Annotated in this window: 16 protein-coding genes and 1 other annotated feature; of the genes, 10 read left to right on the plus strand and 6 right to left on the minus strand. The window is 39.9% G+C overall.

What is annotated here, in order from left to right:
• Positions 1-152: 152 nt before the first annotated feature.
• A complete protein-coding gene (locus ATG70_RS22335; protein WP_179886182.1) occupies positions 153-311 on the minus strand; it encodes a hypothetical protein in 159 nt (52 codons plus the stop codon).
• Positions 312-463: 152 nt separating this feature from the next.
• On the opposite strand from ATG70_RS22335, the gene ATG70_RS04220 reads away from it, so the two are divergent.
• On the plus strand, positions 464-1,210 hold the full coding sequence (locus tag ATG70_RS04220; protein WP_098443121.1) for a YjbA family protein: 747 nt from the start codon (positions 464-466) through the stop codon (positions 1,208-1,210).
• Between the two features lie 49 nt (positions 1,211-1,259).
• On the opposite strand, the gene trpS is transcribed toward ATG70_RS04220, so the two are convergent.
• Together trpS and ATG70_RS04230 are read right to left on the minus strand one after the other, a co-directional pair.
• Positions 1,260-2,249 (minus strand): tryptophan--tRNA ligase, encoded by a 990-nt coding sequence (gene trpS, locus ATG70_RS04225; protein ID WP_098443122.1) that lies wholly within the window; start codon positions 2,247-2,249, stop codon positions 1,260-1,262.
• Positions 2,250-2,312: 63 nt separating this feature from the next.
• Positions 2,313-2,538 (minus strand) — a binding site (T-box leader).
• 56 nt (positions 2,539-2,594) lie between these two features.
• Complete coding sequence (locus tag ATG70_RS04230; protein WP_098443123.1) at positions 2,595-2,963, minus strand: DUF3899 domain-containing protein; 369 nt, start codon at positions 2,961-2,963, stop codon at positions 2,595-2,597.
• Positions 2,964-3,433: 470 nt separating this feature from the next.
• Here ATG70_RS04230 and ATG70_RS04235 point away from each other — a divergent pair, with 470 nt between their 5' ends.
• The 5 genes from ATG70_RS04235 to ATG70_RS04255 all read left to right on the plus strand — a co-directional run bounded on the left by ATG70_RS04235 (position 3,434) and on the right by ATG70_RS04255 (position 9,261).
• Positions 3,434-5,119, plus strand: coding sequence for a peptide ABC transporter substrate-binding protein (locus ATG70_RS04235; RefSeq protein WP_098443124.1), 1,686 nt, complete (start codon positions 3,434-3,436; stop codon positions 5,117-5,119).
• 176 nt (positions 5,120-5,295) lie between these two features.
• Positions 5,296-6,225 carry an oligopeptide ABC transporter permease gene (gene opp3b, locus ATG70_RS04240; protein ID WP_098443125.1) on the plus strand — a complete coding sequence of 310 codons (930 nt, stop codon included), beginning with the start codon at positions 5,296-5,298 and terminating at the stop codon, positions 6,223-6,225.
• A gap of 5 nt (positions 6,226-6,230) precedes the next feature.
• Positions 6,231-7,253, plus strand: coding sequence for an oligopeptide ABC transporter permease (opp3C, locus tag ATG70_RS04245; RefSeq protein WP_098445710.1), 1,023 nt, complete (start codon positions 6,231-6,233; stop codon positions 7,251-7,253).
• A gap of 12 nt (positions 7,254-7,265) precedes the next feature.
• Positions 7,266-8,336, plus strand: coding sequence for an ABC transporter ATP-binding protein (locus ATG70_RS04250; protein WP_098443126.1), 1,071 nt, complete (start codon positions 7,266-7,268; stop codon positions 8,334-8,336).
• Positions 8,329-9,261 carry an ABC transporter ATP-binding protein gene (locus tag ATG70_RS04255; RefSeq protein WP_098443127.1) on the plus strand — a complete coding sequence of 311 codons (933 nt, stop codon included), beginning with the start codon at positions 8,329-8,331 and terminating at the stop codon, positions 9,259-9,261. Before ATG70_RS04250 ends, ATG70_RS04255 begins: the two co-directional genes overlap by 8 nt.
• A 41-nt stretch (positions 9,262-9,302) precedes the next feature.
• Here ATG70_RS04255 and ATG70_RS22340 read toward each other — a convergent pair whose 3' ends face one another.
• On the minus strand, positions 9,303-9,479 hold the full coding sequence (locus ATG70_RS22340) for a hypothetical protein (protein WP_179886183.1): 177 nt from the start codon (positions 9,477-9,479) through the stop codon (positions 9,303-9,305).
• 80 nt (positions 9,480-9,559) lie between these two features.
• Here ATG70_RS22340 and ATG70_RS04260 point away from each other — a divergent pair, with 80 nt between their 5' ends.
• Positions 9,560-9,949, plus strand: a complete 390-nt coding sequence (locus tag ATG70_RS04260; RefSeq protein ID WP_098443128.1) for a hypothetical protein — start codon at positions 9,560-9,562, stop codon at positions 9,947-9,949.
• Between the two features lie 8 nt (positions 9,950-9,957).
• Here ATG70_RS04260 and ATG70_RS04265 read toward each other — a convergent pair whose 3' ends face one another.
• Entirely contained in the window at positions 9,958-10,494 is a 537-nt protein-coding gene (locus tag ATG70_RS04265; RefSeq protein WP_098443129.1) for an HD domain-containing protein, read from the minus strand.
• A gap of 178 nt (positions 10,495-10,672) precedes the next feature.
• Between ATG70_RS04265 and ATG70_RS04270 the strand changes: the two genes are divergently transcribed.
• Positions 10,673-11,881 (plus strand): putative glycoside hydrolase, encoded by a 1,209-nt coding sequence (locus tag ATG70_RS04270; RefSeq protein WP_373560755.1) that lies wholly within the window; start codon positions 10,673-10,675, stop codon positions 11,879-11,881.
• A 39-nt stretch (positions 11,882-11,920) separates the two neighbouring features.
• On the opposite strand, the gene ATG70_RS04275 is transcribed toward ATG70_RS04270, so the two are convergent.
• Positions 11,921-12,100, minus strand: coding sequence for a hypothetical protein (locus ATG70_RS04275; protein WP_098443130.1), 180 nt, complete (start codon positions 12,098-12,100; stop codon positions 11,921-11,923).
• A 153-nt stretch (positions 12,101-12,253) separates the two neighbouring features.
• On the opposite strand from ATG70_RS04275, the gene ATG70_RS04280 reads away from it, so the two are divergent.
• The gene (locus ATG70_RS04280) at positions 12,254-12,817 is read left to right on the plus strand and encodes a GNAT family N-acetyltransferase (protein ID WP_098443131.1); all 564 of its coding nucleotides are present in this window, start codon (positions 12,254-12,256) and stop codon (positions 12,815-12,817) included.
• Positions 12,818-12,850: 33 nt separating this feature from the next.
• On the plus strand, positions 12,851-12,979 hold the full coding sequence (locus ATG70_RS22730) for a hypothetical protein (protein WP_255462008.1): 129 nt from the start codon (positions 12,851-12,853) through the stop codon (positions 12,977-12,979).
• Positions 12,980-13,005 lie beyond the last annotated feature (26 nt).

The raw sequence follows: 13,005 nt of genomic DNA on the forward strand, positions 1-13,005 counted from the left end.
CCAGCTGCAGTGGGCAGGGTCTCGATCGCTTCACCATTTCAAATGAACACAAAGACCGTGTTCTTTTGAAATGCCTCCAGCGCTTGTCGACCCTAAACGCCCACTTCCGCTTTTCGTGAGATCCAGCTGCAGTGGGCAGACACTCGGTCACTTCACCATCCAACTCGAACACAAAGGGCGTGTTCAATTTGGATGCCTCCAGTGCCTGCCGTGTCTAACCGCCCACTTTCGCTTTTCGGTGTTCTAGCTGCGCGGGCCAAATCCTCCGGCTGTTTCGCCTTTTTGATTGAGACAAAAAGCGTCTCATTCAAAAAGGCTCCAACATCCTGCGGATTTAAACGGGCCCGCTCCGCTTTTCAGTGTTCTATTAATCTTTTCTTAATAATATATTGATTATGGAATAATTTAACTTGGTCCTGACTATACTGTTTTTACAAACAGTAGCGAAGTGAGGGGTAGCCAGATGTTGTATTTGCGAGATGTTTGGGTGAATTGGTTTGAGGGCGAAGAGAATGGATACAACGTATGTAATTTCCATGAGTGGCGAAAAGATGATTTTATTGAACTATTGGATCAAGTGCCTGTCATTAAGGTAGAATCGGTCTTGTATCATTATATCGAGAATGATCTTACTGAGCTTCCGGAGAGTTTGCTTAATGATGTTTTTCAACAGAGCTATATTCGAAAGAACAATGAACGATCACCTTTAGAATATTGCTTCCTGGCTACGGATGGCAGAGGTGTTATCGTGATTGATACATTAGGATATAAGATTCCGATTCGCAAAAGTCGAGTGATTCCAAGACAGGAAAAAGCGGTTTATGAAATGGTGGCAGATATTGAAGCAACACGTTACCCATTTGAAACGGATCAACCTGTGAAGGAGCATCATATTCTTTCACCAGGACCAGATATTATGATGGGGCTAACACGAAAGGAAAGACAGTTAAAACAGCTTTTGTTTATGGCACTAGATCAGCTCTACTCAAGTGGGAACTCAGCTGAAATTCGGTATTGGTTCACAGAATGCCAACCAAAAAAATATGTGCAGATTCAAAACATGGAAATGGACGAGGCATGGGAAGGGCTATATCGAGAAGTGAAAGCAGGTTGGTCAGCAAAACATGAGCAAATTTGTGAGCGGATTATTAAAGGGCAACCGTATTTTGAAAAAATATGGGAACTTGAAAAGGGAACGCATGTAAACTAAAAGAAGAAGGCTGCTGACGGCAGCCTTCTTCTTTGTTAATTGGATCAAATTATCTTCTTTTTCTCTCAAGACCCATCGCACGCTCTGCTTTTGCTAGCATTTTAGAAGCTTTACGATTTGCTTTTTCAGCACCATGATCAAGAATGTCATCTAACTCAGCTGATGCAATGAGTTCGTTGTATCGTTCTTGGATCGGTCTTAATGTTTCAGCAATCACTTCTCCGAGCTCTGCTTTAAAGTCACCATAGCCTTTGCCATCATAAAGCGATTCAATTTCTTCCACACTTTTTCCAGAACAAAGAGAGTAGATCGTTAACAGGTTTGAAATAGCTGGTTTCTCTTCTTTGTCATATCGGACAATGCCATCAGAATCCGTTACAGCACGTTTTACTTTTTTTATAATCGTTGCAGGCTCATCAAGCATCGAAATATAGGCATTTTGATTGGAGTCAGATTTACTCATTTTTTTCGATGGGTCCTGAAGTGACATAATACGCGCTCCAACTTTAGGAATGCGAGCATCAGGCATAACGAAGATGTCGTTATATTTACGATTAAAACGCTCGGCAAGATTTCGCGTCAGTTCAATGTGCTGTTTTTGGTCATCGCCTACAGGAACAATTTCTGTACCATATAAAAGGATATCTGCAGCCATTAATGGTGGATACGTTAGAAGACCTGCGCTTACAGCATCTTTCCCAGTAGATTTATCTTTAAATTGCGTCATACGCTCAAGTTCGCCGATATAAGATACGCATTGTAGCATCCATGCAAGCTGCGCATGAGCGGGTACTTCAGACTGAATAAATAACGTCGATTTTTCGGGATCAATCCCTGATGCCAGGTAGAGTGCGGCAAGACTTCTTGAGTTTTGTTTTAACGCCTGTTTTTCTTGAGGGACTGTGATGGCATGTTGGTTAACGACACAAAAGTAACATTCATTATCGCCCTGCATGTCAGTAAAATGTTTCATTGCTCCTAAGTAGTTACCAATTGTTAATGTACCACTAGGTTGAATTCCGGAAAAAATTACGCTCATTGTGTAGTGCTCCTCTCAATATCAATAAAATTGAATACAAAAAGGTCCATTCCTCCCTTTATTGCTAGGGACGAATGGACCGTGGTGCCACCCTGCTTATCCAGTAAGACTGGATCACTTATGGTAATGAATACCGCTAGTGGTAACGTGAATGCTCACGCCAATGCCTACTTACTCGTTCAGCAAAGGGGCTCAGAAGTCCATTCCAAAACGTGTGTTACCTGTTTTCACCAACCACAGGCTCTCTATAAACACAGCAATTTGTACTACTCTTCCTCAAAGCCGTTCTGTATCCTTCTACGTTACTAGTATAGCGCAATGATTTCATTCGATGCAACAAGTTAGCTACTGAATGAGAGCAATGGAAATTATAATCGTAATGATCGTACAAAAAGCACCAGCAAGTAGAAGAGGATAAGTAATGGGGTTATCATAATCCAGCTGATATTTAATTTCAGAATGATCTTCTTCAATCATTTGGCGTTTGGCTGTATTTCGAAAATAGCGTTTGAAGGAATACACGATGCCGTCGAAGAAGCCAGTCTGAACCACATGAAGAGCTGCACCGATTAGTAACATTCCGAGAGCAATCATAAAGAGAATATCGGACACTGGCTGTAAGCCAAACCCTACATCAGATGTAATCGATATGATCATTGAAGCAACAATAGCCAGGAAAACCAGTATACCTGACTTAAATGTAAGTGATTTCATAGTAACCCCCAATTTTCTTTCTATTATTAAGTATAAAAAAAGAATGGTTCAAGAACAATAAACAAACGAAAAAAAGCGTAGAATATGTAAGGACTTTACACACCGTTCATATTTCAGAATATTTCGCGACATGCATACAGTATACACGAACGTATACTGTATACTTTCAGGTAAGGGGGGGAGATAGATTTTCATACATTTCATTGTAAAAATTAAAATGTTACCCATAAACCAGAGAATTTATACCAGGACTAAAGAACTATTTTCTGTTATGCAAACGTAATGGTGACGCGGTTTTTGTAAATCAGTGTAAAAATTGTGTATGCAAAATAGTTAGAAAACTTGTATAATACGAGTTGTGGGCGAAACGAATCAAAAAAATCTCTCGTAAATTGTTGGATAATTTGATGAATTTCGTCATGCGGATTACTAGCTTTTATAGCTACATATTTTAAGGGAGGTCACACAGCATGAAGAAATCAAGATGGACGCTTGTCCTATCTCTTGTGCTTGTATTGAGCGTATTCCTGTCGGCTTGCGGCGGCGGCTCAAACAACGGGGGGAACAGTGGCGGAGAAGGCGACGGAGAAGGCGGTTCTGCTGAACAAGTACTTAACTTAGTAGAAACAGCTGAAATTCCTTCAATGGATACAACTCAAGCTACTGATAACACATCTTTTAAAGCAATGAACCAGGTTTTCGAAGGACTTTATCGTCTTGACGAAAATAACGAGCCTACACTTGGTATGGCTGCTGACGAACCAGAAGAAGAAGAAAAAGACGGTGAAACTGTTTACACATTCACAATTCGCGATGACGCTAAATGGTCTGACGGATCTGATGTCGTAGCAGGAGATTTCATCTATGCTTGGCATAAAGCACTAAATCCAGATACAATTTCTCCTTACGCTTCTATGTTTGGTACTGCAGGAATCAAGAACGGTAATGCGATCATTACTGAAGGCGATCCTCTTTACGGTAAAGTAGAAGAGCTTGGAGCTAAAGCAGTAGACGAGAAAACACTTGAAATTACTGTAGAAAATCAAGTTCCTTATTTCAAATCATTGCTAACTTTTGCAACTTTCTATCCACAACCAGAAGGTTATGCTGAAGAGCAAGGCGATAATTTTGCACTAGAAGCTGACACGATGCTTTACAACGGACCATTCGTATTCTCTGAGTGGAATCACGGTGAAGGCTGGACTTTCGAGAAAAACCCTGAGTATTGGGATGCTGACACTGTAAACCTTGAAAAAGTTACAACTAAAGTTGTACAAGATACAGCGACAACAGTTAATCTATACGAAACAGGCAAGATTGACCGTGCAGGTCTATCAGCTGACTTCGTCGACCAGTTCAAGGACAACGAAGAGTTCTCAACTCTTGTCGATCCTACAATGTACTTCATGCGTCTAAACCAGGAAACTGAAGCACTAGCGAACAAAGATATCCGTAAAGCACTTTACCTTGCATATGACCGCGAAGGACTTGTAAATGTACTTCTTAACAACGGATCAATTGCAGCTAAATATTTTGTGCCAAAAGACTTTGTAAAAGGTCCAGAAGGTGATGACTTCCGCGAATTCGCTCCAGACGGCTTCTATGCTGATCAAGGTGAAGAAGAAGCGAAAAAAGCTTGGGAAGCTGGACTTGAAGCACTAGGTACAGATTCTGTTGAACTTGAATTCCTAACAACTGATAATGAGCTTGCTGCTAAAATTGCAGAATATGCTAAAGATCAGTTTGAAACAAAGCTTGACGGTCTTACACTTACAATCAACAAGCAGCCTTGGAAACAGTTCCTTGAGCTTGAAGATTCAGGCGACTTTGATATCTCAACTGGTGGTTGGGGACCTGACTATCCAGATCCAATGACGTTCCTTTATATGTTTGAAACAGACGGCGCATACAACCGCATGGGTTACTCAAGCGAGAAGTATGACGAGTTAGTTTCAGGAGCTAAGAAAGAAACAGATGAAGCGAAGCGTTGGAAAATGATGCAAGATGCTGAGAAAGTTCTAATGGAAGAGGACATTGCAATCGTTCCTACTTACCAAAAAGGTAACGCAGTCCTTAAAAAGGATTACGTTAAGAACTTCTATGTTCACTCCTTTGGAGCTGACTCATCTTACAAATGGATCAAGATTGAAAAATAAGATTAGATTTTCAGGAGAGTATATGTCATCCTGACATATACTCTCTTTTTTACCTGTAATAAGAAATATGTCGAAAAGTAACCTAGATATGAAATAGATAGAAAATTTATTCTAGTGAAATTCCATTTTTCGACTTATAATAAACAGGCAGGTATCTTTTGAGGAGGTTGGTTGTAGTGGGACGTTATATTGGCGGAAGAATCATATCAATGTTGATTACCTTCCTAATTATTGCTTCGCTAACATTTTTTCTAATGAAGCTTCTCCCTGGTACACCGTTTAATAACCAGGATAAGCTAACAGAAACACAAATTGTTCAATTGAATGATAAATACGGTTTGAACGATCCAATTCCAGTACAGTACTTCAATTATATGAAGAACTTATTATCTGGTGACCTCGGTGTTTCCTTCCAGCAGGATGGCCGTGAAGTATCAACAATTATCGGTGAGCGTATTGGACCATCTGCTTACCTTGGATTACAGTCCTTAGTAGTTGGAACGATTATTGGTCTTTTCCTTGGAATCATTGCAGCATTAAAACACAATTCATTCCTTGATTATGGAACAATGGTGATTGCCGTTCTAGGTATTTCCATTCCAAACTTCGTTATCGCTGGCCTTATGCAATACTGGTTTGGCGTAAAGTGGCAGCTTTTACCAGTAGCTTACTGGGATGGCTTCGCCTATACGATCATGCCAACGATTGCAATAGCTTCGATTGTTGTGGCAACTATAGCTCGTTTTATGAGAACGGAAATGTTAGAAGTTCTTGGACAGGACTATATTATAACAGCGAAGGCAAAAGGCTTAAGTAGCACAGCGGTTGTTATTAGACATACAATCCGTAATGCTTCTATACCTATCATTACCATTATGGGACCACTGGTTGTAGGTCTAATGACAGGTACTCTCGTAATTGAGCAAATTTTTGTTATTCCAGGACTTGGTGAAAAATTCGTTAACTCGATTTTAACAAACGATTTCCCAATTATTATGGGTACAACGCTTTTCTTCAGTATATTATTTATTGTTGTTATCTTATTGGTAGATATTATGTATGGTATTATTGATCCTCGAATTCGTCTAGCGGGAGGTAAGAGTTAATGAGTATGAAACAAGAAAAGCTACACGACATCTCAGACGACATGTTTCAACCCGCTAAAATTGATTCTTCTGAAAATGAACAAATAGCACGTGAAAGCACAGGGTTTTGGAAAGATGCGTGGAGAAGACTAAAAAAGAATCCAGGGGCTATTACTGGACTGATTATCATCGTTGCGATTATTTTACTTGCGATTTTTGGGCCGGGAATGAATGAACACTCATATTCGGAACAAGAATTAACGCGTGCCAAGCTCCCAGCAAAAGTTCCTGTTTTGGAAAATGTTGATTTCCTCGGTGTAAATGGGGTCGATATTCGTGGAACGGATCAGTACGAAGCAAAAGGTTATGAAGACGAATACTTCTGGTTTGGTACCGATGAGTTCGGTCGAGACCAGTGGACGCGTGTATGGCAAGGAACGCGTATTTCTCTCTTTATCGCAGCAGCAGCAGCGTTTATTGATTTTGTAATTGGAGTAGCTTACGGTGGTATTTCCGCCTATTACGGTGGACGAGTGGATAATTATCTCCAGCGTATTATTGAAGTGCTAGTTGGTATTCCAAACTTAATTTTGATTATTCTCTTTATTTTAATATTTGAACCAGGTATATTCTCGATCATTTTGGCCTTATCAGTCACCGGCTGGATAGGGATGTCGCGGATAGTTCGAGGACAAGTTTTAAAACTTAAAACACAAGAGTTTGTATTGGCTTCTCGTACTTTAGGAGCTACAAGCGGACGAGTAATTGGGAAGCACTTAATTCCAAACGTGTTAGGACAAATTATTATTACAACGATGTTTACCATTCCGAGTGCAATATTCTTCGAGGCGTTCCTAAGCTTTATCGGTCTTGGACTACGCCCACCAGAGGCTTCACTAGGATCCATTATCAACAACGGATTTAAGAGTCTACAAATTTATCCGCATCTTGTGCTATGGCCATCTATTATCATTTCATTGATTATGATTGCCTTTAACCTTCTTGGTGACGGCCTTAGAGATGCATTTGATCCAAAGCTACGTAAATAGGGGGGAATTAGAATGGAAAAGATTCTAGAAGTGAACAATTTGCACGTCTCCTTTGATACGTTTGCTGGAGAGGTACAGGCAGTTCGTGGAGTAAACTTCCATTTAAATAAAGGTGAAACATTAGCAATTGTAGGAGAGTCAGGGTCAGGTAAATCCGTTACATCAAAAGCAGTTATGCGCTTGATTCCAAACCCTCCTGGACGTATTAAAGAAGGTGAGATCAAGTTCGGTGATCGTGATCTTGCTCAGCTGTCCGAAAAGGAAATGCAAAAACTTCGCGGATCTGAAATCTCAATGATTTTCCAGGATCCAATGACATCATTGAACCCAACCATGACAATTGGAAAACAAATCATGGAAGGGTTAGTAAAGCATCAAAACATGAGTAAGTCTGAAGCGAAAGAACGTGCGATCGAGCTTTTGAAACTTGTTGGTATTCCAAATGCAGAGGGAAGAGTGAATGAATTTCCTCACCAATTCTCTGGTGGTATGAGACAGCGTGTTGTTATCGCAATTGCCCTAGCGTGTAATCCACGTGTTCTTATTGCGGATGAGCCAACTACAGCACTTGATGTAACGATTCAGGCACAAATTCTTGAACTATTAAATGACCTTCAAGAAAAAATGGGTACGTCGATTATCTTTATTACGCACGACCTTGGGGTTGTAGCAAATATTGCAGATCGTGTAGCTGTTATGTATGCAGGTAAAATTGTTGAAACAGGAACTGTTGATGAAATCTTCTACAACCCTCAACATCCTTACACTTGGGGACTTCTTGGTTCCATGCCAAGTCTTGATTCAACGGATGAAGAGCTAATTGCGATTCCAGGTTCACCTCCAGATCTTCTTGATCCGCCTAAAGGTGACGCATTTGCACCACGTAATCCTTATGCGATGAAGATTGACACGGAGATGGAACCACCTTTATTCAAGATTTCAGATACGCACTATGCAGCTACATGGCTATTGCACGAAAAGGCACCTAAAGTAGAACCGCCTGCAGCGATTAAAAAGCGGATGCAGGGAATGGCTCCAAGCGAGCCGATCATTGGCGCGAAAGATGGTGGGAAGAATGTCTAGTCAAGAGAAACTATTAGAAATCAAAAATTTGAAGCAGCATTTTAAAGTAGGTAAAAGCACTGTAAAAGCTGTTGATGGTTTAACATTTGATATTTATAAAGGTGAGACGTTCGGCCTTGTAGGTGAGTCTGGTTGTGGGAAATCGACAACTGGACGAACGATTATTCGCCTCTACGATGCAACAGATGGTGAAGTTCGTTTTAATGGTGAAGATGTTCATGGAAAGAAGTCTGCAAAAGAGCTTAAGAAATTTAATCAAAAAATGCAGATGATTTTCCAGGATCCTTATGCTTCATTAAATCCGAGAATGACCGTTTCTGATATTATTGCTGAAGGCATTGATATCCACGGTCTTGCAACGTCTAAGAAAGCTCGTATGGACAAAGTGGTTGAGCTTCTTGAAACAGTAGGATTGAACAAAGAGCATGCGAACCGCTACCCCCACGAATTTAGTGGTGGACAAAGACAGCGTATCGGAATCGCTCGCGCCCTTGCTGTAGATCCGGAGTTTATCATTGCTGATGAGCCAATTTCTGCACTGGATGTTTCGATTCAAGCACAGGTCGTTAACTTGATGAAGAAGCTCCAGCGTGAAAAAGGCTTAACGTATTTGTTTATTGCGCATGACCTTTCGATGGTGAAATACATCAGTGACCGGATTGGTGTTATGTATCGTGGTCAAATTGTTGAGCTTGCTGAAAGTGAAGAGCTTTACCGTAACCCGCTGCATCCCTATACGCAGTCGCTACTTTCTGCGATTCCACTTCCGGATCCAGAATATGAGCGTTCAAGAAAGCGTAAAATTTATGATCCTGAAAAGCACCTTCCTAAAAATGGGGAAGAGCGTGTCCTTCGTGAAGTAGTGGAAGGCCACTGGATTGCTTGTACAGAAGAAGAGTACCAAAAGTATCAAGTAACGGTTTAAAACCGTTAAGGACCGCATTTCAGCTGAAATGCGGTCCTTTTCTATGATGCTTTTTTGTTTTTAAATTTTGTTACAAGATAAGCGATGTAAGTGATGAGTGGTACGATCAGAAATCCTTTAATATAAAGGGATAAGTCAGTGTACACCGAATAGTCTACTAAAATAAGGCCACATAGAATAAAAGTGGAAATGAGTAAACTAAGTTTCAATTTAGACATAAGAGCTCCTTTTGGATGGTGAAGTTTTAAATTAAGCTAGCGTTAAATACAAAATAGGTCGTTTAAAGAGGAGGTATTGTATGATTTTTTACGCATATAACCCTGACTTTGATAACGAAACACTCGAATCAATCAGGTCTGAAAACGTCATAAGAGTCGGAAATGCACCTTCCCCTTATTCTACAATATACCTTTTTGAATCAAAAGATCAAACAGTTGGTTACGTGTGGATGGAAAGTTTATCAGAGTGCATGGAGTTATTGGAGTTTTTTTATCAAGGTTCAGAAGAAAAAAGATGGGGTCTTTATGATTTTGTGGTTAAGTTAGCTGAAAAACAGAGAAAAAAAGCAATTAGAATGAAAACGCCGGCTAATGAAATGGGAGAGAAGTTTCTTAAAAAATGGGGAGGGATGGTGGTGGAAAGGGATGAAAGGGGGATGCTCATTGAAATCCCTTTCCTATGCGAATAGGAGTAAGTCTATACACTTTGTTGCCACTCATTTTGATTGTTTAAACTACTTTCAACTAAGTCATCCAATGCATTAAGTTCAGCTCTTGCTTCCTCTTCAGACATCACTTTGTAGTGGTGTTTGCCACCGGGCTCTTCGTCAGCTTCATCAGCCATAGCGACGACTTCTTGCAAAGCATTGCGGTTAACGGTACCCATAAAGTACGAATCTGTATGAAAAAGAATGGCGACGGCAATTTCTTTAGCTGATACAGGATTTTCACCGAGGCGAATAAGCATTTTGTGTGCTCGCTCAGCTCCCTTAATCGCATGAATGTCATTTTGTTTATATAAATTATAGTCCCATTGTCCATTGCGGTACCATGTATAGTGACCAATATCGTGAAGTAAAGCTGCTTTTGTCGCAAGATCGGGATTAACCTCATGCTTATTTGCAAAATGATAAGCGTGTTTGGCCACGGTAATCGCATGAGCCAGTCCAGCGCGTTTTAGGTATTTTCGTGCAAATGGAAGTTGGAAAATATCTGATAAGGTGACGTTTCTCATGTTAATGGCCTCCTAACTTTCTTGAATTTATTTTTCTAAACATCATACCATCTAGAAAAAAATAAATCAATCATAAGAGTTCACGAAAAAGACATGAGAAATTTTACTGGAAGTTCTTTCAAAGCCCGGTTATTCGTCTTATAATAGAGGAGGCAAACTAATAAAGGGGAGAGAAGCTGTGCGTATTTTTAAACTTGGGTTGAAAAGCCTGCTCGCGTCATTTTTGCTATTTTCTGTGTTCGGACAACCTGTATTTGCAGAAGATGGACGATCCGCGACAAATCTTAAAGGTTTTGAATTAGAAAACAAAGAATTAACACTTCCAGATCGTCTTCCAAGATTTGTATATGATTCTGGACTGGATTTTAAGTATCCAGATGCAGTACGAGGTATTTATGTAACGGGAAATTCAGCTGGGGGAAGTCGTTTTAGTAAGCTCACGGAGTTCGTGAATTCAACAGATCTAAATGCAATGGTCATCGATATTAAAGATGATTTTGGAAACCTTACATATGAACCAAAGAAGGACTCGCCATTGGCAGAGTACGAGATTGGGAAACCTTATATGAAAGATCCTCGTAGCGTATTAGAAGAAATGGAGAAAAACGATATTTATCCAATTGCGAGAGTAGTTGTTTTTAAGGATACTGTTCTTGCGGAAGCGAGACCAGAACTTTCCTATAAAGAGGGCGGTTCTGTTTGGAAAAATGGACGCGGAGAAGCGTTTGTTAATCCATTTAAAGAAGAAGTGTGGGATTATAACGTGGAAATTGCGATTGAAGCAGCTAAAATGGGCTTCAAAGAAATCCAATTCGACTACGTTCGTTTCCCAGAAGGATTTGAAACACGCGAAGACACATTAGAGTATTCGATGGGCAAGTATGCCGATATGGATATGGACAATGTCCAAAAACGAGTTCAAGCTGTCACTGATTTTGTGGAGTATGCTAATGCTAAGCTTGAACAATATGATGTGGATGTATCGGTTGATATTTTTGGCTACTCAGCGACGATTCCTGAAGCACCGGGAATTGGACAAAACTTCTCTAAAATTTCAAGTAATGTTGATGTGATTTCGTCCATGATCTACCCAAGTCATTGGGGATCTTACTTTGGCATCGCTAAGCCGGATCTTGAGCCATACAACTTAGTGAACGAATATGCGAAGGTAGAAAACGCAGTGTTAGGTAAGCTTGAAGAAGCACCTACAAGTCGTCCTTGGATTCAGGATTTCACTGCAAGCTATCTTGGTAGCGGAAATTATTTAAACTATGGTAAAGCGGAAGTTGAAGCGCAAATCAAAGCTTTAAATGACAACGGCATTAATGAATTCCTACTATGGGATGCGAGTAATAGTTATACAAAAAACGTCGATTATACACCATGATTTCAAGTAAAGACCGCCAATGATGGCGGTCTTTTCTAATTAGTTAGGATCATTCGATAATTTTTTCCAGTTTTTTTGACTACTATGAAGTGGTTTCTGAAAAATATTCTTTTTCTTTTGGAAAAGGAGACGACCTGAAGCATTTAAAAATATAGCAATAAAAGCTGTAAAAGTAATAAGTAGCGCAGCTAATAAAAGAAATTCACTAAAAAAATTCATGTCCTTCCTCCTCAAATCTTATTATAGTATGAGTGTACTAAATGTTTACTTATTTAAGAAGAGGGGAAAATAACGATTAGCATGTCTAGCACTATTTTACTGGATAAATGTGTTATACTGATAGTGAAGAATTAATTATAAGGGAGTAGATCAATGAACTGGTATGAGAAGCTGAAGCAATATTTCCCCATTGAAGAGATGAAATCAAAAGAGCATATGGACTTGCTATTGGAAGAAAAGGGTGACATTTACAATAAGGACGAGGGACCGCACCATGTTCTAATGTATGCCGATCTTCCTGATTTCATATTCGTGGACTATATTTTCGTTTCCAGGGATGCCAGAGGTCAGGGGCTAGGAAAGAAATTAATTGAACAATTGAAAGAAAAGCAAAAACCAATTATCCTTGAAGTTGAGCCAGTTGATTATGAAGAAACAGATACGGAAAAAAGACAGCGCTTTTATCTTCGAGAAGGTTTTAAACATGCGAAGTCAATTGGCTATCGTAGAAGATCTCTTGCTACTAACGAAATTAATGAAATGGAGATCTTATACTGGTCACCGAGTGAAGCTGGTGAGAAAGAAGTATACGAAGCAATGAAACATACGTATCAAGAGATTCACACCTATAAGGATAAACAGCTTTATGGTGAATCGTATCAGCCGGTAGAAGAAGTGCTGAGCCTTAAAGAAGAGAAGGAACTTATCGAAGAATAAGAGTACTGTTTTCGATCAGGAGGGAAACTTCTTATGAAGAATCGTGAGAAGAAAAAGCAAAAGAAGCGCGAATGGTTGAAGGATTTATTGAAAAGACGCTGGAAAACCTGGAAACCGCAGTCTTCGAAAGAGCCCGCCTCAAATACGAGAACCTCTGCTTAATGCTAGCGATTATAAAAACCGAAAGC

Origin of the sequence: Bacillus sp. es.036, assembly GCF_002563635.1 — a bacterium.
Taxonomy (GTDB): domain Bacteria; phylum Bacillota; class Bacilli; order Bacillales; family Guptibacillaceae; genus Guptibacillus.

What these genes read in the sequence shown, in the direction of transcription:
- ATG70_RS22730 (WP_255462008.1), top strand. Translation starts at nt 12,851, where the DNA reads ATGAAGAATCGTGAGAAGAAAAAGCAAAAGAAGCGCGAATGGTTGAAG.
- ATG70_RS04275 (WP_098443130.1), bottom strand. Translation starts at nt 12,100, where the DNA reads ATGAATTTTTTTAGTGAATTTCTTTTATTAGCTGCGCTACTTATTACT.
- ATG70_RS22340 (WP_179886183.1), bottom strand. Translation starts at nt 9,479, where the DNA reads ATGTCTAAATTGAAACTTAGTTTACTCATTTCCACTTTTATTCTATGT.
- opp3C (WP_098445710.1), top strand. Translation starts at nt 6,231, where the DNA reads ATGAAACAAGAAAAGCTACACGACATCTCAGACGACATGTTTCAACCC.
- ATG70_RS04265 (WP_098443129.1), bottom strand. Translation starts at nt 10,494, where the DNA reads ATGAGAAACGTCACCTTATCAGATATTTTCCAACTTCCATTTGCACGA.
- ATG70_RS04250 (WP_098443126.1), top strand. Translation starts at nt 7,266, where the DNA reads ATGGAAAAGATTCTAGAAGTGAACAATTTGCACGTCTCCTTTGATACG.
- ATG70_RS04230 (WP_098443123.1), bottom strand. Translation starts at nt 2,963, where the DNA reads ATGAAATCACTTACATTTAAGTCAGGTATACTGGTTTTCCTGGCTATT.
- ATG70_RS04255 (WP_098443127.1), top strand. Translation starts at nt 8,329, where the DNA reads ATGTCTAGTCAAGAGAAACTATTAGAAATCAAAAATTTGAAGCAGCAT.
- ATG70_RS04280 (WP_098443131.1), top strand. Translation starts at nt 12,254, where the DNA reads ATGAACTGGTATGAGAAGCTGAAGCAATATTTCCCCATTGAAGAGATG.
- ATG70_RS04220 (WP_098443121.1), top strand. Translation starts at nt 464, where the DNA reads ATGTTGTATTTGCGAGATGTTTGGGTGAATTGGTTTGAGGGCGAAGAG.
- ATG70_RS04260 (WP_098443128.1), top strand. Translation starts at nt 9,560, where the DNA reads ATGATTTTTTACGCATATAACCCTGACTTTGATAACGAAACACTCGAA.
- ATG70_RS04235 (WP_098443124.1), top strand. Translation starts at nt 3,434, where the DNA reads ATGAAGAAATCAAGATGGACGCTTGTCCTATCTCTTGTGCTTGTATTG.
- trpS (WP_098443122.1), bottom strand. Translation starts at nt 2,249, where the DNA reads ATGAGCGTAATTTTTTCCGGAATTCAACCTAGTGGTACATTAACAATT.